Origin of the sequence: Streptosporangium sp. NPDC023963, from assembly GCF_040639135.1 — a bacterium.
Lineage (GTDB): Bacteria > Actinomycetota > Actinomycetes > Streptosporangiales > Streptosporangiaceae > Streptosporangium.
In genome coordinates this window covers 52,024-74,773 of record NZ_JBEZZK010000027.1, presented here as the reverse complement: position 1 = coordinate 74,773, position 22,750 = coordinate 52,024, and the positions used below count along the sequence as shown (strand labels likewise).

18 protein-coding genes are annotated in these 22,750 nt (G+C 69.5%); 8 read left to right on the top strand and 10 right to left on the bottom strand.

All coding sequences use genetic code 11. The features are described from left to right. The 4 genes from AB0F88_RS42765 to AB0F88_RS42750 form a co-directional block, all read right to left on the bottom strand. The coding region (locus tag AB0F88_RS42765) for an ATP-binding cassette domain-containing protein (protein WP_362697855.1) at positions 1-194 on the bottom strand (194 nt) is incomplete at its 3' end. Between the two features lie 17 nt (positions 195-211). After that, complete coding sequence (locus AB0F88_RS42760; protein WP_362697852.1) at positions 212-1,393, bottom strand: ROK family protein; 1,182 nt, start codon at positions 1,391-1,393, stop codon at positions 212-214. Positions 1,394-1,524: 131 nt separating this feature from the next. After that, the gene (locus AB0F88_RS42755) at positions 1,525-5,052 is read right to left on the bottom strand and encodes a ThuA domain-containing protein (RefSeq protein ID WP_362697849.1); all 3,528 of its coding nucleotides are present in this window, start codon (positions 5,050-5,052) and stop codon (positions 1,525-1,527) included. 521 nt (positions 5,053-5,573) lie between these two features. Next, positions 5,574-6,470, bottom strand: a complete 897-nt coding sequence (locus AB0F88_RS42750) for an SDR family oxidoreductase (protein WP_362697846.1) — start codon at positions 6,468-6,470, stop codon at positions 5,574-5,576. A 338-nt stretch (positions 6,471-6,808) separates the two neighbouring features. Between AB0F88_RS42750 and AB0F88_RS42745 the strand changes: the two genes are divergently transcribed. Then, the gene (locus AB0F88_RS42745; protein ID WP_362697843.1) at positions 6,809-7,867 is read left to right on the top strand and encodes a dihydrodipicolinate reductase; all 1,059 of its coding nucleotides are present in this window, start codon (positions 6,809-6,811) and stop codon (positions 7,865-7,867) included. Between the two features lie 354 nt (positions 7,868-8,221). On the opposite strand, the gene AB0F88_RS42740 is transcribed toward AB0F88_RS42745, so the two are convergent. From AB0F88_RS42740 to AB0F88_RS42730, 3 genes are all read right to left on the bottom strand, one after another. Beyond that, complete coding sequence (locus AB0F88_RS42740) at positions 8,222-8,728, bottom strand: flavin reductase family protein (RefSeq protein WP_362697840.1); 507 nt, start codon at positions 8,726-8,728, stop codon at positions 8,222-8,224. 118 nt (positions 8,729-8,846) lie between these two features. Further along, positions 8,847-9,368: an NADPH-dependent FMN reductase gene (locus tag AB0F88_RS42735; protein ID WP_362697837.1), complete on the bottom strand. Its 522-nt coding sequence runs from the start codon at positions 9,366-9,368 to the stop codon at positions 8,847-8,849. Continuing rightward, the gene (locus tag AB0F88_RS42730; protein ID WP_362697834.1) at positions 9,365-10,147 is read right to left on the bottom strand and encodes an ABC transporter ATP-binding protein; all 783 of its coding nucleotides are present in this window, start codon (positions 10,145-10,147) and stop codon (positions 9,365-9,367) included. The genes AB0F88_RS42735 and AB0F88_RS42730 overlap by 4 nt, the downstream gene beginning before the upstream one ends. 320 nt (positions 10,148-10,467) lie before the next feature. On the opposite strand from AB0F88_RS42730, the gene AB0F88_RS42725 reads away from it, so the two are divergent. Together AB0F88_RS42725 and AB0F88_RS42720 are read left to right on the top strand one after the other, a co-directional pair. Continuing rightward, complete coding sequence (locus AB0F88_RS42725; RefSeq protein WP_362697831.1) at positions 10,468-11,361, top strand: glutathione S-transferase C-terminal domain-containing protein; 894 nt, start codon at positions 10,468-10,470, stop codon at positions 11,359-11,361. A 287-nt stretch (positions 11,362-11,648) separates the two neighbouring features. Beyond that, a complete protein-coding gene (locus AB0F88_RS42720) occupies positions 11,649-14,177 on the top strand; it encodes a glycoside hydrolase family 9 protein (protein ID WP_362697828.1) in 2,529 nt (842 codons plus the stop codon). A 44-nt stretch (positions 14,178-14,221) separates the two neighbouring features. Here AB0F88_RS42720 and AB0F88_RS42715 read toward each other — a convergent pair whose 3' ends face one another. Together AB0F88_RS42715 and AB0F88_RS42710 are read right to left on the bottom strand one after the other, a co-directional pair. Beyond that, the gene (locus AB0F88_RS42715; protein WP_362697825.1) at positions 14,222-14,701 is read right to left on the bottom strand and encodes a hypothetical protein; all 480 of its coding nucleotides are present in this window, start codon (positions 14,699-14,701) and stop codon (positions 14,222-14,224) included. Continuing rightward, positions 14,698-15,156, bottom strand: a complete 459-nt coding sequence (locus AB0F88_RS42710; protein WP_362697822.1) for a helix-turn-helix domain-containing protein — start codon at positions 15,154-15,156, stop codon at positions 14,698-14,700. The genes AB0F88_RS42715 and AB0F88_RS42710 overlap by 4 nt, the downstream gene beginning before the upstream one ends. A 91-nt stretch (positions 15,157-15,247) precedes the next feature. Between AB0F88_RS42710 and AB0F88_RS42705 the strand changes: the two genes are divergently transcribed. The 5 genes from AB0F88_RS42705 (at position 15,248) to AB0F88_RS42685 (ending at position 21,686) form a co-directional block, all read left to right on the top strand. Next, complete coding sequence (locus AB0F88_RS42705; RefSeq protein ID WP_362697819.1) at positions 15,248-15,913, top strand: phenylalanine--tRNA ligase beta subunit-related protein; 666 nt, start codon at positions 15,248-15,250, stop codon at positions 15,911-15,913. 193 nt (positions 15,914-16,106) lie between these two features. Next, entirely contained in the window at positions 16,107-19,808 is a 3,702-nt protein-coding gene (locus AB0F88_RS42700; protein ID WP_362697816.1) for a multifunctional oxoglutarate decarboxylase/oxoglutarate dehydrogenase thiamine pyrophosphate-binding subunit/dihydrolipoyllysine-residue succinyltransferase subunit, read from the top strand. Positions 19,809-19,955: 147 nt separating this feature from the next. Then, positions 19,956-20,132 (top strand): DUF6104 family protein, encoded by a 177-nt coding sequence (locus tag AB0F88_RS42695; RefSeq protein WP_329094229.1) that lies wholly within the window; start codon positions 19,956-19,958, stop codon positions 20,130-20,132. A 70-nt stretch (positions 20,133-20,202) separates the two neighbouring features. Then, on the top strand, positions 20,203-21,000 hold the full coding sequence (locus AB0F88_RS42690) for a DUF4097 family beta strand repeat-containing protein (protein WP_362697813.1): 798 nt from the start codon (positions 20,203-20,205) through the stop codon (positions 20,998-21,000). After that, the gene (locus tag AB0F88_RS42685; RefSeq protein WP_362697810.1) at positions 20,997-21,686 is read left to right on the top strand and encodes a helix-turn-helix transcriptional regulator; all 690 of its coding nucleotides are present in this window, start codon (positions 20,997-20,999) and stop codon (positions 21,684-21,686) included. The genes AB0F88_RS42690 and AB0F88_RS42685 overlap by 4 nt, the downstream gene beginning before the upstream one ends. Before the next feature lie 33 nt (positions 21,687-21,719). Here AB0F88_RS42685 and AB0F88_RS42680 read toward each other — a convergent pair whose 3' ends face one another. Continuing rightward, positions 21,720-22,682, bottom strand: coding sequence for a zinc-binding dehydrogenase (locus AB0F88_RS42680; protein WP_362697807.1), 963 nt, complete (start codon positions 22,680-22,682; stop codon positions 21,720-21,722). Positions 22,683-22,750 lie beyond the last annotated feature (68 nt).

Here is a 22,750-nt window from a genome sequence, read left to right as displayed (position 1 = left end):
GTGATCGTCCCCTCGTCGGGCTGGTGAGCGCCCGCCAGGGTCTTGATCAGGGTGGACTTCCCGGCACCGTTCTGGCCGAGCAGGCAGTGCACCTCTCCGGGCAGCACTTCCAGGTCGACGCCGTCGAGGGCGCGCACTCCCGGGAACTGCTTGACGATCCCGCGCATGAGGAGCAGGGGGTTGGCTTCTGACATGGGGCCTCGCTGGTTCATCATGGGGCCGAGAGGACGTGGTCGCTGCTGAGCCTGGCCGCGCCGACCACGCCGGCGTCGGGTCCGAGCTCCGAGAGCACGATGGGCAGGTTGCCGGTCGCCAGGGGCAGTGACCGGCGGTAGACGACACTTCTGATCTCCGCCAGGAGGACGTGACCCAGCTGGGCCACGCCTCCCGCGATGATCACGAGGCCGGGGTTGAAGAAGCTGACGAGCCCGGCCAGCACCGTGCCGACCCTGCGCCCGCCGTCGCGGATGAGCCGTACCGCCTCGGCGTCGCCCATCTCGGCGGCCTTGGCGACGTCCTCGGCGGTGAGGGTGCCCGTCAGGTCGAGGCGCCGGCTCAGGTAGGCCGAGCGCCCGGCGATGGCAGTGGCCTCCCTGGCGAGGGCGGTCCCGCCGAAGTAGGCCTCCAGGCAGCCGACGTTGCCGCAGGCGCAGACCGGCCCCTGGTCGTCGACGCGGATGTGGCCGATGTCGCCGGCGCTGCCGGAGACACCCCGGTAGATCTTGCCGTCCACCACGATGCCGCAGCCGATGCCGGTGCCGATCTTGACGAGCAGGAAGTCGTCCACCTGCCTGGCCAGCCCCGAGTGGAGCTCGCCGAGGGCCATGATGTTGACGTCGTTGTCGACCACGGCGGGGCAGCCGAGGGCCTGGCCGACCGCCTCCCTGACGGGAAAGCGGTCCCAGCCGGGCATGATCGGGGGCGCCACCGGCACCCCCTCGCGGAAGCTGACCGGCCCGGGGAGGCCAATCCCCGCGCCGTACAGCTGGGTGAACAGGTCCTGCTCGCCCAGCTTGGCGATCATCCCCATGGCCTGGTCGAGCACGGCCGCCGGGCCGTCGCGCACGTCGCACCGCTCGCTCAGGTGGCCGAGGATCTCCATCTCGCCGTCGGTGACGGCCACGTCGATGGAGGTCGCGCCGATGTCGATCCCGGCGAAGCGGAGATCTCCGGAGATCCGCACCAGGCCGGACCTGCGCCCGCCGCGCGAGGCCGCCAGCCCGGCCTGCTCGGCCAGGCGCAGCTCGACGAGCCGGTCGAGTTCCAGGTTGAGCCGGGAGCGCGACAGGGCGGTCACGTCGCCGAGTTCGGCGCGCGACCGCGCCCCCTCGCGCAGCAGCCGGAGCAACGCGGCCTGGTACGCGTTCTCCGGCCGGACGACGGTCCGCTTCACTACACCCTCCCTGTTCCGAGTAGGTGTGCAGAAGCTAACCCTCTTTAGACCGGTTTGTGAATCACTTTTACCTAACAGTTCGCCGACTTTTGCCTCAATCGGCAAAAGTCGGCGAACTTGACCATGCTCGGTCAGCTAATCCGGGTGAGCCTCCACTGCTGGTTGGTGGCGGTCCCGCAGGTGGCCTGGGTCAGTTGCGTGCCGTTGGCCGTCGAGGCGCCGGGCACCTCGAGGCACAGGTTGCTGGCGGCCGAGGCGATCCTGTAGGTGCCGTTGGACCCGGCGGTGAACCTCCACTGCTGGTTGGCGGCGTTGTGGCAGGTCCACTGGATGATCAGCCCACCCGGTGAGGTGGAGCCGCCGTTCACGTCCAGGCACTTGCTGCTCTGGACTCCGGTGAGGGTGAAGGCGCCGCCGGTCGCCGCGCCGAACCTCCACCGCTGGTTGTTGCCCGTGCCGGCCGTCCACTGGACCACCCTGGCCCCGTCGGCCGTGGACTGAGCCTCGACGTCGGCCGCCTTGGAGCTGTGCGCGGCGACCAGGGTGTAGACGCCGCCGGCCACCGGCCCGGTCGGTCCTCCTGTCGTGTTCAGGGTGAAGGAGTCGAGGTCGAACTGGTTCGCCGCGGAGGGCTTGAACACCAGGAACAGCGGGTGGCTGCCGGACAGCGCCGTCACGGATGTGGCGGCCGTCTGCTGGTAGGTGTCCCAGCCTCCGGTGCTCGGCACGGTCGTGGTGGACAGCAGCTGCCCGGTGGGCGAGTCCGCGCGCAGCTCGATGGTGCCGCCGCCCGACGGCGAGGACAGCCGGTAGGAGACCGACGCGATCCCCTGGACGCTCATCGGCGAGAAGGAGATCCAGTCGTTGCTGGAGATGTCCCCGACGCGCTTGCCGGCCTGCGCGCCGGCCTGATCGATGACCCGGACCCCGGAGGAGCCGGTGAAGTACTCGGCCTGCTTCTGGCGGGGCTGCAGGATCAGGTTGGCGGTGTTGGACAGGCCGCCCGCGTCGGTGTAGGTCGCGGTCAGCACGTAGAAGGTGTTGGCGTCGGCGTCGTGTCCGGAGTTCGTGGTCACGACGGTCCCCGAGCAGCCGGTGAACTGGCCCGTGTCATGGCTGTGGGTGTCGTGGCCCAGCGCCGTGACCACCCTGACCTTGGAGCAGTCGATCGTGCCGTCCTCGGGGTCGGTGACGGTCACCGTGTACGGGACCGAGTCGCCGAAGTTGATCGTCGTGCCGTCGGGCGGCGAGCCGAACCGCACGACCGGCGCGGTGTTGCCGACCGTGATGGGCACCGTCGCCGAGCCGCTCTTGCCCGACGGGTCGGTGATCGTGAGCTTGGCGGTGTAGGTGCCGTTGGAGGTGTAGGTGAACGAGGGGTTCGCCGCGGTGGAGTCGGTCGAGCCGTTGCTGGTGAAGTCCCACGCGTAGGTGAAGGCGTCGCCGTCGGGGTCGGAGGAGCCGGCCGAGGAGAACTGGACGGTGAGCGGGGCCTGGCCGGAGGTGGGCGTCCCGCCCGCCTTGGCGATCGGGGAGCGCGAGCCGCCGTTGATGTAGTCGATGCGGTAGACGCCGTCGTCGGGGTTGGTGCCGCCGTAGCCGACGCCCCACTCGATCAGGTACATCGCGCCGTCGGGGCCGAACTTCATGTCCAGCGGCGACCTGAACCCGAGGTTGGACAGGAAGCGGTTGGTCTTCAGGACGTTGCCGCTGCCGTCCAGCCGCATCTCCATCAGGTAGTTGCGGCTCCACTCGTAGAAGAACGGGGTGTCGTCGAAGTACGCGGGGAACTTCGTCTCCGAGGGGTTGGCCGCGTCGTAGTGGTAGAACGGCCCGCCCATCGGGGCCGCGCCGCCGCCGTTGCCCATCTCGGGCCACTCGTTCACGAGGTGGTAGTTGTACCAGACGTTGGCGGGCTTGACCGCGGGCAGGTTCGTCATGCCCGTGTTGTTGGGCGAGGTGTTCACCGGCGCCGAGCAGTTGAACTTCGCCCCCGAGGTGGAGGTGGAGAAGTTGTAGTCGTTGTACGGGATGTTGTTGCCCACGCAGTACGGCCAGCCGTAGAAGCCGGGCGACTTGATCAGGTTCCACTCCACGGTGCCCTCGGGCCCGCGGTTGGCGTTGGCCGATCCCGCGTCGGGGCCGTAGTCGGCCGCCGAGATCCAGCCGGTCTCCGAATCCACCGAGAAGCGGAACGGGTTACGGAAGCCCATGGCGTAGATCTCCGGGCGGGTCTGCGCGGTGCCCTGCGCGAACATGTTGCCCGAGGGGATCGTGTAGGTGCCGTTGGTCTCGGGGTGGATCCGCAGGATCTTGCCGCGCAGGTCGTTGGTGTTGGCGCTGGTCTTCTGCGCGTCGAAGTTGGCGCGGCCCGAACGCTCGTCGATCGGCGTGTACCCGTCGGAGGCGAAGGGGTTGATGTCGTCGCCGACGCCGATGTAGAGGTTCCCGCCGGGCCCGAAGGTGAGATACCCGCCGGTGTGCCCCGGCTCGTCGACCCTGGTGGCCGGGATGCTGAGAAGCTTCTTCTCGCTGGACAGGTCGAGGCTGTCACCGGCGCTGTTGAGGGTGAACCGGGAGACCTGGTTGATCGCCGCGGAACCGGTCGGCGAGTAGTTGAGGTAGACCCAGCGGTTGGTCGCGAAGTTCGGGTCCAGGGCGATGCCGATCAGCCCGTCCTCACCGCCGGTGTAGACGCTCAGCGTGCCGGCGGTCACGATCTGGCCGTTGCTCTTGCGGACCAGCATGAGCTTGCCGGAGCGGGCGATGTAGTAGACGTCGCCGTTGGCGGCGATGTCCAGGCCCATCGGCTGGTCGGGCGCGCCGTCGAGCGTCACCTTCTGGTACCGGTTCCACACGGTGCCGCCGCAGTCGCCCGCGGCGTTGCCGGCCGCCCACTTGACGCCGCCGAGCACGTGCTGGCGGAAGTTGGCCTCGCTGTAGGAGGCGCTCTCGTGGCCCATCGCGGTCGCCCACACGCGCCCGCCCTCGGTGGTGCGGCACCAGGAGATCGGGTGGTCGGGGCCCATCTTGTTGTTGCCGGCGTTGTAGGTGCTCTCGTCGGCGGCGACCAGGACGTGGACGTCGCCGCGCATGTTCTTGCTGAAGTTGTACCACTCCTCGGTACGGACCCAGCGGTCGGGCAGACCCACGGTGGAGGGGTGCTTCTTGTCCAGGACCTTGGCGGTGCCCTGCAAGATGGCCGAGTGCGCGGTCATGTGCGCGCCGCCCTGGATGAGCTGGTCCCACCAGGGGAACTGGGTCTCGATGTCCATGTCGGTGGTGTTGTGGATCGCCACGATCCCACCGCCGTCGTTGACGAACTTCTGGGTGGCCTGACGCTGGGCGTCGTTGTCCCAGACCATGCCGGAGTTCTGCAGCATGATGATCGCGTCGAAGGTGGCCAGGTTCGCGTCGTTGAACACGGTCGAGTTCGCGGACTGGACGACCTCGAAGTCGTTGGCGGCGGCGAGCTGCTGGACCATCGTGATGCCGGAGGCGATCGAGCCGTGCACGTAGCCGGCGGCCTCGGTGAACAGCAGTACCCGGAAGGCGGCCGCCTTCGCGGTTCCCGCGTTCGCCGGTGACAGCGTCGACCCGGAGAACACGGATAACAAGAGCAGGATCGGGACCATTAAGGCGGTGATCTGGCGGCGCATGGAATCTCCTGGGGGGACAAGGACATGCGAAACGAACCGGACGGCCTGGGTCGGCGGACCGGTGGTGATAACCCGGGGAGCGAGCGGGCCAGTGGTGCGGGGAAGAGGGTGGGCGAATCGGCGTTGACATCTGGACAAGCAGCAGTAAATCCCGAAATCTGCCGGTTTCTGGCTTATTTCTTCCTTATTTCAGGATGGTAAGGACCGGTTCTGTCCACCGTCAAGCAAAAGATTGGTCGGGTCAAGCAGAACCTCCGGCCCCCGCCCCGCGAAAGCGAACCCCGTCCGCACGGACCCCCTGCCCGCCTCACCGGGGTATTCACCTGACTCCCATATCCCCGCCGCACCCCCGGGACCGTTCCACGATTGCTGGAAGCCCGCCGGAAATCGCTGGAAATCCCATGAAACGACGGAAAGGGCGCTCTCGAAACGAGAGCGCCCTCGAACGTCCGGCCGGACGGGGGGCCGGGGGCCGGCCCGCCGTCGCGACCACGACGGTCACCCCGGCCGGTGCCCGGCCGTCAGAGCATGGCCTTCATCGAGGCGGTCGCCTGCCGGCCGAGGGTGGTCGGGGTCAGGTACGGCTGCTCGGCGAGGATCGCCTCCCAGTTGTCCCGGATGTCCTCCACCGTGTGGTCGTCCTGCCGCCAGCCGGGCCCCTCGGCCACGAACACCCGGGCGATCCGGCCGCCGCCGACGCTGAAGACCTCGCCGCTGGTCTCGCAGGCCTCGTGCGCCAGGAAGGTCACCAGGGCGCTGACCCGCTCGGCGGTGAATTTGGCCTCGAACTCGGCGGGCAGGATCTCCTCGGTCATCCGGGTCCAGGCGATCGGCGCGATCGCGTTGGCCTTGATCCCGGCCCTGGCGCCCTCGATGCCGAGCGTCTTGGTGAGGCCGACCAGGCCCATCTTGGCGGTGGAGTAGTTGGCCTGGCCGAAGTTGCCGAACAGCCCGGCGGGCGAGGAGGTGTTGATGATCCGGCCGTACCCCTGCTCCTTGAGGTACGGGAACGCCGCCCGGCTGACCAGGAACGAGCCGCGGACGTGGACGGCGAGGACCTGGTCGAACTCCTCGACGCTGATCTTGCCGAAGGACTTGTCCCGCAGGATGCCGGCGTTGTTGACGACGATGTCCAGCCGGCCGTAGGTGTCGATCGCGGTCCGCACGATCGCCTGGGCCCCCTCGGGGGTCGCGACGTTGTCGGTGTTGGCGGTCGCCTCCCCGCCGTTCTTCCTGATCATCTCGACCACCTCGGCGGCCGGGCCCGCGGAGGCGCCGGTGCCGTCCAGTGCCCCGCCCAGGTCGTTGACCACGACCTTGGCGCCGCGCTCGGCGAGCGACAGCGCGTGCGAGCGGCCGAGTCCGTGCCCGGCGCCGGTGATGACCGCGACCCTGCCGTCAAACCGCAGCTCTGACATCCGCAACCCTCCCACGAGAACATAATTCTAGTCGTCTGAACAATAGCTCGCCCGGCCCTCGTGATGCCATGGGGATCCTCGGGACGTCACCTGCGAAATCGCCAGGACGATGCCCGCCAAACCGTGACGAGCCACCGACGGCACCTTCCCGGCGCCGGCCCGGCGCCGGAAAGAAAGGCGCGGAGTGGTAACCAAAAACGCGTGGGATCATTGCGGATAGTAAGCACGCGTGTTAATTTCTGCTAAAGTTTTTGCCCCACACGGGCGAGGGTCAACGACGACACCCCTCACTTTTTCCTTGTACGGCCCCGCCCAATATTTTGGGCTGGAGGCCCTATATGTCCTTATCGCCGCCCCTGCGCGTGGTCCAGTGGGCCACGGGCGCCGTCGGCAGATACTCCCTGCGCAGCGTGATCACCCGGCCGGAGTTCGAGTTGGCCGGAGTCCTGGTCTACGACCCGGACAAGGTAGGACAGGACGCGGGGACCCTCGTGGGGCTCCCCGAGGCCGGTGTCACCTGCACCGACGACGTCGAGGAGATCCTCGCCACGGAGGCCGACTGCGTGCTGCACATGCCGCTGCCGGCGTCCTACTTCGGCGGGGAGTATCCGAGCGACGTGGAGACCATCTGCGCACTGCTCGCCGCAGGCAAGAACGTCATCACCACCACCGGGTTCGTGTATCCCAAGTGCTACGGCCCGGGAGTGGTGGAGCGCCTGGAGGCCGCCTGCCGCGCGGGGGGCACGTCCCTGCACGGCACCGGCGTCAACCCCGGTTTCATGAGCGACATCCTGCCGCTCACGCTGACCGGCCTGTCCAGCCGCGTCGACCACATCTACGTCCGGGAGTCGTCCGACTTCCGGGGGCACCCGTCCCGGCAGATCGTGGTGGACCTGTTCGGCTTCACGCGTTCGGCCAAGGACTACGTCGCCGCCGTGCGTCCCTTCCGCGCCTTCCAGCGCTCGCTGTTCGCCGAGAGCGTCCAGTTCGTGGCCGACAACCTCGGCGTGGCCCTCGACGAGGTCGAGGAGAGCGACGAGTTCGAGCTCGCGTCCGAGGAGTTCGAGATCAGCGCGGGACTGGTCAGGGCGGGCACCGTGTGCGCGTCCCGCTGGATCTTCAGCGGGCTGGTCCGCGGCCGTCCCTTCATGACCGTGGAGTGCGTCTACAAGGCCGACGCCACCCGGGTGAAACGCTGGGCCGATCCGGGCTTCAGCGTCCACATCGAGGGCGTGCCCCAGCTGATGCTCACCGTGGGTGAGATCTCGCACGGTCTGGCCGGTGCCGCCGCCCACGCCGTGAACTCCGTCGCCGCCCTCTGCGCCGCCCCGCCGGGCATCCGCACCGCGGTGGAGCTCCCCCTGGCCACCGGCCGGGGCACCGTCCGCCTCGCCTGAGGATCCTCCTCGGCCCCCCTCCGAGGCATCCCGCGCGTGGACACTCCACGGCTCCGCCCCCGCGGGCGGGCCGGACGAGCCGCATGACGAGCCCGGGTACGACAGATAGAAGCTTCATTCACGACAACTGGCATATTCAATGCCATAAGTGAGAAATTGCGGCATTCACCATTTTATTCAACAAACGGATCTGCGGGCTTACGGGCGTGGGCCGATGCGCCGGCCGCCCGCGACACTCGCGCCGCGTTCCCCCTCCCGCGCGGGCCGCGGCACCCGCGAGAAACGCTCCGGCACGAACGTTCCCCGCGGGATCGGCCGGAGGGTTCCCGCAGGGTCAGGAGGGATCGAGAGGGATCAGGGGTGCGGGGTGAAGCGCCCGAAGCGGCCCTGGTGATACAGGAGCGGGCGTCCGCCGGGTTCGAGGCTGGTCTCGATCACGAGTCCGACGACCAGGACGTGGTCGCCGATGCCGACGGTGGAGTGGGGAGCGCAGACCAGGTGGGCCGAGACGCCGTCCAGCAGCGGGGCGCCCAGGTGGCCGGGGGTCCAGGAGGTGGGGGCGGCGAAGCGGTCGACGCCCTTCCTGGCGAAGCGCGAGGCCACCTCGGCCTGGTCGCTGGCCAGCACGTTCACCGCGAAGTGGTCCGCCTGCCTGAGCCAGGGCCAGGTGGTCGAGGACTGGTCCACGTAGAAGGAGACCAGCGGGGGTGTGAGGCTGACGGATGAGAACGAGGTCGCCGTGAGGCCGACCGGCATGCCCTCGACCTGGGCGGTGACGACGACGACTCCTGCCGCGTGGACGGCCAGCGCCTGCCGGAAACGCTCCGCGTCGACCGCCCTGCCGGACAGTGTCTCGGTCATGCCGCCTCGCTTAGGACTGTGTGGGTTACTGTAAAGATGATCCACTTCGTCACTTTTTCCCCTTTAAGGAACAAAGGACACTACTCAAAACCCGTAGGGGTCTCTATCTCTTCCCGCGTCACGCGGGAGCCCTTTTCCCGAGTGCCGCGATCACCTGCGGGCCGACCCGGTCGGCCCAGGGACCGAGGGCGGCGTCGAGGTCGGGAATCCGCGACTCCAGCAGCGCGAGGCCCGGGGTGGGCACCGTCGCCCCCAGCTCCACCAGCAGCGGGCGGAAATGGACCTCCACCGCCAGCGAGTGCCCGGCGTCCCCCATCACCAGCAGCGGCAGCGCGACGGCCGAGGCGAGCGCGCCGCCCGGCAGCCGGTCGAGGAACACCTTGAGCAGGCCGGTGTAGGTGGCCTTGTAGGTCGGGCTCGCCACCACCAGCACGTCGGCTCCGGCCACCAGTTCCAGCGCGGCCCTCACCTCCGGCGCCGTCTCCGGGGCGAGCAGCAGCGGGGCCAGGGCCGCCAGGTCGACGACCTCGGGAGCCTCTCCGTCCCCGATCCGCCGGGCGACGGCCTCCGCCGCCCGGACGGCCACCCCGTGGGTGCGCGATCCGGGCCGCGGGTTTCCCACCACGGTCACGATGCTCATGAGGCCACCGGCGCTTTCTGGTCGACGTCGGAACGGAGAAGCTTCCACACCTCGTGGCGGTACTCCCCGAAGCGGGAACCGCCCCTCGGGTCCCCCTCGCGAGAACCGAGATCCACCTCGACGGTCCGCCCGATCCGGCCGGGCCGGGACGTCATGACCGCGACCCTCCGGCCGAGGTAGACGGCCTCGTCGACGCTCCGGGTGGTGAACAGGATCGTCGTGCCGGTCCTCTGCCAGATCCGCACCAGTTCCTCCTGGAGCGACTCCCGGGTCCCGGCGTCCAGCGCGGCGAACGGCTCGTCCAGCAGCAGCACGGCCGGATCCGCGGCCAGGCTCCTGGCGATGGCCACGCGCTGGGGCATCCCGAGGGAGAGCTCGTGGGGATAACGGTCACCGAACTCGCCGAGCCCCACCAGGTCCAGATACCTCCCGGCCAGCTCGGCGCGCTCCCGCTTCGTGGCGGCCCTGCCCTCCAGCGCGAACTCGATGTTGGACAGCGCCGTGCGCCAGGGGAACAACGCGTACTGCTGCAGGACGATCCCCCGGCCGAGGCCGGGGCCGTCGAGGGGGACGTCGTCCAGCAGGATCCGGCCGGTGGTCGGCGCGGCCAGCCCGGCGATCAGGTCGAGGAGGGTGGACTTGCCGCAGCCGCTCGGCCCGACCAGGGTGAGGAGCTCTCCCTCCCGTACGTCGAGGTTGACGTCGTCGAGGGCGGCGAAGGAACGGCGGGTGTCGCGGCCGGTGAACTCCTTGCCGACCCCCTGGATCCTGAGCCTCACCGGGCACCTCCCGGAAGGGCGGGGGCGGGGGCGACGGGACCGGCGGGGTGGGGGCTGGGGACATGTCTGGTCATGATCATGAGATGCGTCCTATGCGTCCTGTGAGGTGTGGGAGGGGACGGCGGGTGGATTCATGATCACGGACACTGTGCGCTGAACACGCGGCAGAGGTCGACGTGCGCGCACCGAGTCAGATGGATGCCCATACCGGAGAAACTACGCACCACTTCTCGGTAAGTCAATATTTCCTACTGGTTGTACATGAAATACCTCGCCGGAGCGGGCGCCCCTCCCGGCCGAAGGTCCCGTACCGTCGAAGCATGAAGCTGGAAAAGGAGATCTCCGGCGGCGGTCGCTTCGAGAGGCAGCCGAACCGGTTCACGACGCGGATCGAGGCGGGCGGCGAGCACCCGCCGGAGCCCGGCCGCTACCAGATCTACGCCTCCTACGCCTGCCCGTGGGCGCACCGCTCGCTCATCGTCCGCGAGCTGCTGGGCCTGCGGGAGGTGGTCGGGGTGACGATCGTCGACCCGATCAGGGACGAGAAGGGCTGGCGGATCCCCGGGGGCGACCCGGTGACCGGGGTGGAGTACCTCTCCGAGCTCTACCTGGCGACCGACCCCGGCTACGAGGGCCGCTACACGGTGCCCTGCGTCTGGGACGTCGTCGCCGGGCGCCTGGTCACCAACGACTACCCGCAGATCACCCTCACCCTGGAGACGGCCTTCGCCCCCTGGCACGCCGAGGGCGCCCCCGACCTCTACCCCGAGGAGCTTCGCGAGGAGATCGACGCCCTCAACGAGGTGATCTTCCGCGGCCTCAACAACGGCGTCTACCGGGCCGGGTTCGCCCGCTCGCAGGAGGCGTACGACGAGGCGGTCACCGAGGTGTTCGCCACGCTCGACCTGCTGGAGGAGCGGCTTTCCACCCGCCGCCACCTGCACGGCGACGCGCTCACCGAGAGCGACGTGCGGCTCTACCCGACGCTCGCCAGGTTCGACGCCGTCTACAACTCGCACTTCAAGTGCGCGGTGCGGCGGCTCACCGACTACCCGGTCCTGTGGGCCTACGCCCGCCGACTGTACGCCGTCCCCGCGTTCCGCGACACGACCGACTTCGACCAGATCAAGCGGCACTACTTCGTGACGCAGACGAACGTCAACCCGAGCGGGATCGTACCCCGGGGGCCGGAGATCGACTGGACCGCCCCCTGAGAAGGACTCCGCTCCCGCTTCCCGGGACCGGCTCCGCTCCCTGATTCCCGGGACGGACTCCGCCCCTTGAGACGGACTCGGGGAGGACGTGAAAGTTTCATCCGACAAATCGGTCATTGACCCGGTGGGCGGGTGGTCGGGGAGAGCGGCCGGTTGACGGTGGGCGAAACGCGCTGGAAACATCGGGCACCCAGGTTGTGGGAGCGCTCCCACTTGGATCCCTCCGACCGGGATCCTCGGACCCAAGCTCCCGCAACCTGGCACCTCCCCCGCCCAAAGGACGCCCCGTGATCAGACCACCTGCCTGGCTCGCCCTCGCCACGGCCGCCGCCCTGGTGACCCTGACCCCCCTGCCCGCCGCCGCGGACGGCCCGGAACAGATCGTCAACGGCACCTTCGACACCGGCACGGCTCCCTGGTGGAGTACCGGCAACACCGCGCTGGAGGTCGAGGACGGCCGGCTGTGCGCCGACATTCCCGGCGGCACCGCCAACCCCTGGGACGTCATCATCGGCCAGAACGACATCCCCCTGGTCAAGGACGAGACGTACGAGTTCTCCTTCTTCGGGATCGCGACGCCCGGCCGGGTGGCCAAGGCCCTCGTCCAGCTCCCGGTGGACCCCTACACGCAGTACCTGTCGGCCAATCCCGAGCTGAGCGTGTCCGGTAACGACTACCGCTACACCTTCACCTCGCCCGTGGACCTGCCGGGCGCGCAGGTGGCGTTCCAGCTCGGGGGCAGCGCCACCCCGTGGAGGTTCTGCGTGGACAACGTCTCCCTGAAGGGCGGGGCCGAGCCCGACGTCTACGAACCGGACACCGGGCCCCGCGTCCGGGTGAACATGGTCGGCTACCTGCCCGCGGGGCCGAAGAACGCCACCCTCGTCACCGAGGGCACGGAGCCGGTCGGCTGGAAACTCAGGCGCGGCGGGGAGGTCGTCGCCGAGGGCGACACCGTCCCGCGCGGCGTCGACGGGAGCTCCGGCCAGAACGTGCACTCGATCGACTTCGGCACGGTCACCGCGCCCGGCACCGGCTACACGCTGGAGGCCGACGGCGAGACCAGCCGTCCCTTCGACATCGGCGCGGACGTCTACGGCGAGCTCAGGACCGACGCGCTGAAGTTCTACTACACCCAGCGCAGCGGCATCCCGATCCTCGACGAGCTCCGCCCCGGCTACGGAAGGCCCGCCGGCCACGTCGGGGTCGCCCCCAACCGGGGCGACGTCGAGGTGCCCTGCCAGCCGGGCGTCTGCGACTACACGCTGAACGTCAAGGGCGGCTGGTACGACGCGGGCGACCACGGCAAGTACGTCGTCAACGGCGGCATCTCCGTCCACCAGCTGATGTCCGCCTTCGAGCGCGCCAAGGCCGACGGCGTCCACAAGGACGGCGACCTCGACATCCCCGAGAGCGGCAACGGGGTGCCCGACATCCTCGACGAGGCCCGCTGGGAGCAGGAGTTCCTGCTCAGCATGCAGGTCCCCGGCGGCAAGCCGTACGAGGGGATGGCCCACCACAAGATCCACGACGCCGCGTGGACCGGCCTGCCCCTGCTGCCCCACCTGGACCCCCAGCCACGCGAGCTGCACCCGGTCTCCACCGCGGCCACCCTCAACCTGGCCGCCACCGCGGCCCAGGCGGCCCGCCTCTTCGCCCCGTACGACGCCGCGTTCGCCGCGCGCAACCTCGCGGCGGCCAGGAAGGCGTGGGCGGCCGCGAAGGCGAATCCCGCGCGGTACGCGGACCCGGCGGACGGGACGGGCGGCGGCGCCTACAACGACGACAACGTGACCGACGAGTTCTACTGGGCCGCCGCCGAGCTCTACCTCGCCACCGGCGAGAAGGAGTTCAAGGACTACGTGCTCGCCTCGCCGCACCACACCGGCGACATCTGGCGCGAGCGCGGCTTCGACTGGGGCAACACCGCCCAGCTCGGCCGCCTGCAGCTGGCCTCCGTGCCCAGCGCGCTCCCCGACCGGGCGCGGGTGCGCCAATCCGTCCTGGAGGGCGCGGACAAGTATCTCGCCGTCCAGAAGGCCCACCCGTACGGCGTCCCGTACAACCCGCCGGACTACGACTGGGGCTCCAACAACCTGGTGCTCAACAACATGGTCGTGATGGCCGTCGCCCACGACCTGAGCGGCGAGGCGAAATACCGCGACGGGGTGCTGGAGGGGCTCGACTACCTCTTCGGGCGCAACGCGCTCAACCAGTCGTACGTGACCGGCTACGGCGAGGTCGCCTCGAAGAACCAGCACAGCCGCTGGTACGCCCGCCAGCTCGACCCGTCCCTGCCCAACCCGCCGCGCGGCACCCTGGCCGGAGGCCCCAACTCCGCCATCCAGGACCCGGTTGCCCAGGCCAAGCTCCGGGGCTGCAAGCCCCAGTTCTGCTACATCGACGACATCGAGTCGTGGGCCACCAACGAGCTGACGATCAACTGGAACTCCCCGCTCGCCTGGATCGCCTCCTATCTCGACACCCCCGCCGCCCCCGGCCCGTGCGAGGTCGCCTACACCAACCACGGCCAGTGGACCGGAGGGTTCACCACCCAGGTCACCATCACCAACACCGGCACCAAGGCGATCGACGGCTGGACCCTCAGCTGGTCCTTCCTCGGCGGCCAGGCCGTCCGGAGGCACTGGAGCACGGACCTCGACCAGGACGGCGCGACCGTGACGGCCAGGAACCTCGCCTGGAACAAGACCATCAAGCCCGGCGGCTCGGTCACCTTCGGCTTCCTCGGCGCCGACGCCCCCGGACCCAACCCCCGACCGGAACGCTTCCTCCTCAACGGCACCCTCTGCACGTGACCGGTGTGGAGCGGCCGCCTCCGAGGCGGCCGCTCCACACTCCCTCAGACTCTCCGGCGCGCGATCTGCTCGATCGCGGCCATCAGACCCTGGTCCTCGGTCAGCGGTGGTCCGCTGTCGTCACCACAGCAGGACGGCTTCGCGTGAGCGGTCTCGGCTCGATGACCCGCACGCCCGGGCAAGTCGAACGCCTCCTCCAAAAACGCGTAAGGGTCCGTGCGGTTGTCATGCCTCTCCAGGAGGAGGAACAGGACGGTGTCCACTTCCGGGAAGGAGACGACCAGTCGCCAGCCGTCGGAAAGCCTGATCACACAGAATCGCGGCCAGTTACCTGGACCGGACAGGCGGTAATGTGCCGCGGCACAGCCCCGGCGCGCCACCTCCTCGTGGACCCGGACGAACGCCTCCCGCACCCGCCGGGGAGTTCCGGCATCGCGAACAACGGCGTCGACACCCTTGGCGACCAGGATTCCGAACCGCGGGAGTTCCGCGGGGGCCTCGCCCCGGCGTTTCTTCCTGCTCACGGACCGAGCAGCTTCTTTAGATCGTCCTCGCCGTACTCGACGAGATCACCGGTCATCTGTGCGGCGTCCTGAGCTCTTTCGAGCAGGTCACGATCCCTCAACGCGTCGATGACCCGTGCCAGCCGGCGACGTCCGGGTTCCCCCTGCCCCATCTCGCGGACGACGGCCAGGACCTCGGCCAGCGAAGTGGCGGAAATCCTGGTCACCTTCTCACCGGGCACGGCCCGCAGGACGCCGTGCACCATCCACGAGCGGACGGTGGGCACGCTCACGCCGAGCAACTCGGCCGCGCACGCCAGTTTTACCGCCGACGGACGCGGCCCCTGGTCGTGCCGGAGCGACATCCGCCGGATCGTCGCCTGCAGGGCACGATCCGATGTGCGGCATCGGGCCAGAGACAGGAGATCGGCGAGATCCTCCACGATCAGTCGAGCTTGCTCATCACGTTCACCCACACCCTTTAGGATAACCTTTCTTTCAAATATTGCGTTGTATCTGAAAGAAAAATCACAAGGCCGGTGGTCGTGGGCGCCCTAAACTGGGGCCGTGATCGAGGACATCCGGGTGGACCCCGCCGTCAGCGTGCTCAGGCCGGACTTCGGGGTGCTGCTGATGGAGGTGTACGGGCTGCGCAACGGGCCCACGGACGACAGGTCGCGGGCCTGGCTGGCGGAGGCCGCGGAGAAGGCCGTGGCGGTCGACGACCCGAGGATCGAGGCGTGGCGGGAGGCCTACCGGGGGTTCGGGGCCAAGCCGCAGCGGACCAGGCCGTCGGTGGACGCGCTGGTCAGGCGGATGCCGCCGCCGGAGATCAACCGGGCGGTCGACGCCTACAACGCGATCAGCATCAGGCACGGCCTGCCGATCGGCGGGGAGGACCTGGCCCGCTACGAGGGGACGGCGAGGCTGGTGCGCGCGAGCGGCGACGAGCCGTTCGAGGTGATCGAGAAGGGCGAGCCCGCGATCGACCACCCGGAGGCCGGCGAGGTCGTCTGGCGCGACGACACGGGCGTCACCTGCCGCCGCTGGAACTGGCGGCAGTGCGTCCGCACCCGCATCACCGAGGAGACGACGGACGCGCTGTTCCTGCTGGAGCGGCTCGATCCCCTGTCCTTGGAGGAGTTGCGCGCGGCCGGGGACGAGCTGGTCGGGCTGCTCGAAGATGTCACCCCGGGGATACGGGTGGAGTCCCGGCTGGTCTGGCCGGGCTGATCAGGCCCGCCACATCAGGCTGACCAGGGCCTGAGCGGGTAAACAGTTACCCGGTGACTGACCGTTTTAACCCTTGCTGAGAGGATCGGCAAGGAAGCTGTCGTCAGACTGGCGCAGGTCCGAGCCGAGGCGAGTAGCCTTGGACAGGTTCTCTATCATCAACGCCGATCTGCGGAAGAGGGCGATTTCCGCCGTGTCGTCTGAGTCGTCGCGGACAAACCCGCTGGCAGCCTTTGGTCAGAACGAATGGCTTGTCGACGAGCTGTACCAGAAGTACCTCCAGGACCCCGAGTCGGTCGACCGGGCCTGGTGGAACTTCTTTGCCGACTACAGCCCTGATTCGGGGTCCGGCCGTGCCGCCGCACCCCCGGGGGCGGCTGCCGCCGCGCCCGCTCCACCGACCCCCGCTGCGCCCTCGGCCACCCCGGCTGCGGCTCAGGCCACCCCGGCCCCCGCGGCGACGACCCCAGCGCCGGCGGCGGCCAAGCCCGCCCCGGCGGCCCAACCCAAGCAGGAGACGCAGTTGCCCGCCGCCGCCGGTGCCGAGGAAGTCCGACTACGCGGCGCCGCCGCCAGGACCGCGGCCAACATGGAGGCCAGCCTCGTCGTGCCGACGGCGACCAGCGTGCGCGCGGTCCCGGCGAAGCTGCTCATCGACAACCGGATCGTGATCAACAACCACCTGTCGCGCGGTCGCGGCGGCAAGGTGTCGTTCACGCATCTCATCGGCTACGCCGTGATCAAGGCCCTCAAGGTCCTGCCGGAGATGAACCACTCCTACGCCGAGGCCGACGGCAAGCCGGTGCTGGTCAAGCCCGAGCACGTCAACCTGGGCCTGGCCATCGACGTCGCCAAGAGCGACGGCACCCGCCAGCTCCTGGTCCCGTCGATCAAGGCGACCGAGGGGATGGACTTCCGCCAGTTCTGGGTCGCGTACGAAGAGGTCGTGCGCAAGGCCAGGGCGGGCAAGCTGGGAGTCGACGACTTCAGCGGCACGACGATCTCGCTGACCAACCCGGGCACCATCGGCACCGTGCACTCGGTGCCGCGCCTGATGCCGGGACAGGGCACGATCATCGGCGTCGGCGCGATGGAGTACCCCGCCGAGTACCAGGGGGCCTCCCCCGACACGCTCTCCCGCCTCGCGGTGAGCAAGGTGATGACGATCACCAGCACCTACGACCACCGCATCATCCAGGGCGCCCAGTCGGGTGACTTCCTGCGGCAGGTCCACCGGCTGCTGCTCGGCGAGGACGGCTTCTACGACGAGATCTTCGAGGCCCTCCGGATCCCGTACGAGCCGATCCGCTGGGTCCAGGACATCTCCACCACCCACGACGACGACGTGGCGAAGTCGGCCCGCGTCATCGAGCTGATCCACGCCTTCCGGGTCCGCGGCCACCTCATGGCCGATACCGACCCGCTGGAGTACAAGCAGCGCAAGCACCCCGACCTCGACATCAAGTCGCACGGCCTCACCCTGTGGGACCTGGAGCGCGAGTTCGCCACCGGCGGCTTCGGCGGCCGGCCCCTGATGAAGCTGCGCGACATCCTCGGCGTGCTGCGCGACTCCTACTGCCGCACCATCGGCGTCGAGTACATGCACATGCAGAACCCCGAGGAGCGGGCCTGGATCCAGGCGCGCATCGAACGGCCGCACGCCAAGCCCGACCGCGAGGAGCAGCTGCGCGTCCTGGAGCGGCTGAACACCGCCGAGGCGTTCGAGACGTTCCTGCAGACGAAGTTCGTCGGGCAGAAGCGCTTCTCGCTGGAGGGCGGCGAGTCGCTGATCCCGCTGCTCGACTCGGTGCTGAGCTCCGCGGCCGAGGAGCGGCTCGACGAGGCCGTGGTCGGCATGGCCCACCGCGGACGCCTCAACGTGCTGGCCAACATCGTCGGCAAGTCGTACGGGCAGATCTTCGGCGAGTTCGAGGGCAACATCGACCCGCGCAGCGCCCACGGCTCCGGCGACGTGAAGTACCACCTGGGCGCCAGCGGCGACTTCGTCTCGCCCGACGGCTCCAAGCTCAAGACCTCGGTCGTGGCCAACCCCTCCCACCTGGAGACGGTCGACCCGGTCCTGGAGGGTGTGGTCCGCGCCAAGCAGGACCTCCTGGAGCGCGGCGAGGAGGGCTTCACCGTCCTGCCGGTGCTCGTGCACGGCGACGCGGCCTTCGCGGGCCAGGGCGTGGTGGCCGAGACGCTCAACCTGTCGCAGCTGCGGGGTTACCGCACCGGCGGCACCGTGCACATCGTGGTCAACAACCAGGTCGGCTTCACCACCAGCCCGGCCAGCTCGCGCTCCAGCGTGTACGCCACCGACGTGGCCCGGATGATCCAGGCCCCGATCTTCCACGTCAACGGGGACGACCCCGAGGCCGTGGTCCGGGTCGGCAGGCTCGCGTTCGAGTACCGCCAGGCGTTCCGCAAGGACGTGGTGATCGACCTCATCTGCTACCGGCGCCGGGGGCACAACGAGTCCGACAACCCGGGCTTCACCCAGCCGCTGATGTACGACCTGATCGACGCCAAGCGCTCCACCCGCAAGCTCTACACCGAGGCGCTGATCGGCCGGGGCGACATCACGGTGGAGGAGGCCGAGGGCGCGCTCCGCGACTACCAGGCCAAGCTGGAGAACGCCTTCGCCGAGACCCGCGCGGCGGCCAAGGACCCGACGGGCGAGTTCTCCCGCCCGGTCGACATGGAGACCGTCCCCTGGTCGCACGAGGACGTCAAGACGGCCGTCTCCGAGGAGACCGTCAAGCGGATCGTGGAGACCCAGCTCAACATGCCCGAGGGCTTCACCGTCCACCCGCGCCTGCTGCCGGTGCTGCAGCGCCGCGGGCAGATGGTCGCCGAGGACCGCGTCGACTGGGGCATGGGCGAGACCCTGGCCTTCGGGTCGCTGCTGATCGACGGCCACCCGGTCCGCCTCGTCGGCCAGGACTCGCGGCGCGGCACGTTCACCCAGCGGCACGCCGTGCTGGTCGACCGCGTCACGGGCGAGGAGCACACCCCGCTCAAGACGTTCAACCAGGGCACCACGAAGTTCTACGTCTACGACTCCCTGCTGAGCGAGTACGCCGCGCTCGGCTTCGAGTACGGCTACAGCGTGGAGCGGCCCGAGGCGCTGGTCGCCTGGGAGGCGCAGTTCGGCGACTTCGTCAACGGCGCCCAGTCGATCATCGACGAGTACCTCACGTCGGGCGAGCAGAAGTGGGGCCAGCGCTCCGGCGTCACCCTGCTGCTGCCGCACGGCTACGAGGGGCAGGGGCCCGACCACTCCTCGGCCCGCATCGAGCGCTTCCTGCAGATGTGCGCCCAGGACAACATGACCGTGGCGCAGCCCACGCTGCCGGCCAACTACTTCCACCTGCTGCGCTGGCAGACGCTGTCGAACCGGCACCGCCCGCTGGTGGTGTTCACGCCCAAGTCGCTGCTGCGGCACAAGGCGGCGATCTCGGCGGTCAGCGACTTCACCTCGGGGTCGTTCCAGCCGGTGCTGGGCGACATCACGGCTCCCCCGGCCGGCGTCCGCAAGGTCGTGCTGGTCTCCGGCAAGCTCTACTACGACCTGGCGGCGGCCCGCGACAAGCATGGCCGCAACGACGTGGCGATCGTCCGCCTCGAGCGGCTCTACCCGTTCCCCGCCGATCCGCTGGAGGCCGAGCTGAGTCGCTACTCCGCCGACATCGAGCTGGTGTGGGCGCAGGACGAGCCGCTCAACATGGGTCCGTGGCCGTTCCTGGCTCTCAAGATGGCCGAGAACCCTGGGGTCTTCGGCGGGCGTTCGATCAAGCGGGTCTCCCGCAAGGCCAACTCCTCGCCGGCGACCGGCTCGCACTCCACCCACGATGCGGAGCTGCAGCAGATGCTGGGCGAGATCTTCAACTAGGCGACCGGCCTCGGCCGGTCCGCGCAGGCGTCACCACGGAAGTCCCCCGCAGGAGCCTCTGCGGGGGACTTCCCCGTTTGCCGCGAGCGTCATCACGAGATCGCGGGCACGACCACAGCGTCGTCAGCGTTGTTAAGGGAGAACGCGATGTACTTCACCGATCGGGGCATCGAGGAACTCGTCGCCCGCCGGGGCGAGGAGGAGGTCACCGTCGTGTGGCTGGCCGAGCGGCTGCGCGAGTTCGTCGACCTGAACCCCGACTTCGAGACGCCGGTGGAACGGCTGGCCACCTGGCTGGCCCGGCTGGACGACGAGGACGACTGAGAAAAACGCGATATATCTTGACCCTCCGGCTAACGCGACATATCGTGTTCAGGACAAGGAGGTCATACACATGCGGCAATGGACGATCGACAAGCCGGAGCAGCTCACCTTCGACTCCGTCAGGAAACTCAACGTGCGCATCGTGGCGGGGAAGCTGGCGGTGCTGGCCAGCGACGGCCCTCCCAGGCTCGAGGTCACCGAGGTCGACGACCCCCCGCTGCTCGTCACCCACGACGACGACGGCACGCTCACCGTCACCTACAAGGACCTCACCTGGGACGGCCTGCTGGGCTGGCTGCGCCCCGGCCGCCGCCGGGCCACGCTCGCGCTGACCGTGCCGAAGGACTGCCCGATCAACGTGGGGGTCGTCTCCGCGTCCGCGGTCGTCGCCGGGTTCGAGGGCCGCACCTCGGTCAGGAGCGTCTCGGGCGGGATCGTGCTCGACGGGGTGAGCGGCGAGATCAACGCCGACACCGTCTCCGGCGACGTGGAGAGCCGCGGCCTGGTCGGCGACCTGTCGTTCAAGAGCGTCTCCGGCGATCTCACCGTCGCCCAGGGCACGCCCCGGCGGTTGAGCGTCACCACCGTCTCCGGCCGGATCACCGCCGATCTGGAGCTCCCGCCGACCGGTCACGTCACGATGAACAGCGTCTCCGGCGACATCGTGCTCCGGCTCCCGCACACGGTCCAGACCGATGTCAAGTTCCGTTCCACCTCCGGCAGGCTCGACGCCGCCTTCCCCGAACTCGACCACTCCGCCCAGCCCGGCGCGAAGACGCTGGGCGGCCGGATCGGCGGCGGCATGGCGTCACTGACGGCCAACACCGTCTCCGCCGACGTCACTCTTCTGAAGGGAGTCCCGGCATGAGCCCGGTCTTCGGCCACGGAAGGCTCCGGCTCTATCTCCTGAAGCTGCTGGAGGAGAGCCCGCGCCACGGTTACGAGGTGATCCGGCTGCTCCAGGATCGCTTCCTCGGCGTCTACTCCCCGTCCCCCGGCACGATCTACCCGCGCCTGGCCCGCCTGGAGGAGGAGGGCCTGGTCACCCACGAGGTGGTGGACGGCAAGAAGGTCTTCACCATCAGCGACCGGGGCCGCGAGGAGCTCAACGAGCGGCTCGACGAGCTCGCCGACCTGGAGCAGGAGATCTCCGACTCCGTCCGCGACATCGCCCGCGAGGTCAAGGAGGACGTGCGCGACACGGTCAAGTCGCTGCGCGAGGAGCTCACCCAGATGGCGCGCGAGGTGCGTCAGAGCCCCGAGCAGGACCCGCGCAGGGCCTGGCGCGAGCAGAAGACGGAGTGGCAGCGCCAGAAGCGCGAGTGGCAGCGCCAGACCGGCGAGTGGAAGGACGAGTGGAAGCGCGTCTGGGCCGACGGCTTCACCGGCGAGGGATCACGCGCCGGAGACGCCCGGCTCGGGCAGATGCTGGCCGAGTTCGTCGAGGAGGTCCGCAGGGACGCGGCGGCCGCGCAGGTCAGCGAGGAGACCCTGGCGACCGCCCAGGACGCCCTGTACGACGCGGCCCGCCGCATCCGCGACGCGCTCCGGTGATCCCGGCGACGCCTCGTAAGGCGCCCGCCGGGCTCATCCCGGCAGGGTGAAGACGACCTTTCCGAAGAGCTCACCCTCGTGCATGGCCGCGAAGCCCTCGCGGGCCTCGGCCAGCGGGAGGGAGCGGTCGATCAGCGGGCGAGTGCCGGTCTGCTCCAGGAAGCGGGCCAGCCTGCCCAGCTGGTCGCGGGTGCCCATGGTGGAGCCGATCACCGACAGCTGCAGGAAGAAGACGCGGTTCAGGTCGGCCGGCGGGACGGCACCGCTGGTCGCGCCGGAGATCACGATCCGGCCGCCGGGGCGCAGCGCCTTCAGCGAGTGCCCCCAGGTGGCCTGGCCGACGGTCTCCATCACCGCGTCGACCCGCTCGGGCAGCCGGGCACCGCTCTCGAAGACCTGGTCGGCGCCCAGTTCCAGGGCCCGCGCCCGCTTCTTCTCCGAGCGGCTGGTCGCCCAGACCCGGTATCCCCCGGCCCTGCCCAGCAGGATCAGCGCGGTGGCCACGCCCCCGCCCGCCCCCTGGACCAGCACGGTCGAGCCCGGCTCGAGCCCGGCCTTGTCGAACAGCATCCGGTAGGCGGTCAGCCAGGCCGTCGGCAGGCAGGCGGCCTCCTCGAAGCTGAGCGCGGCGGGCTTGGGCACGAGGTTGCGACGGGGCACGACGACCCGCTCGGCGAAGGTGCCGTCGTGTTTCTCCGAGAGCAGCGAGCGCTTCGGGTCGAGCGTCTCGTCGGCACCGCTGCCGATCACCGAGTGCACGACGACCTCGTTCCCGTCCTCGTCGAGTCCGGCGGCGTCGGTGCCGAGCACCATCGGGAGCTGCTCCTGGCGAAGGCCCGTCCCCCGCAGGCTGAACAGGTCGTGGTGGTTGAGCGAGGCGGCCCTCACCGTGACGGTGGCCCACCCGTCGGGAACCTCGGGTTCCGGGCGCTCACCGAGCGTGAGTCCGGCCAGGGGATTGTCGGGATCGATCCGCGTGGCGGTTACAGCGAACATGGCCGCACCCTACGCCGTCCGCGCGACGATCACCGCGAACGGGGTCGCGCCTCACGCCCTCCGCGCGG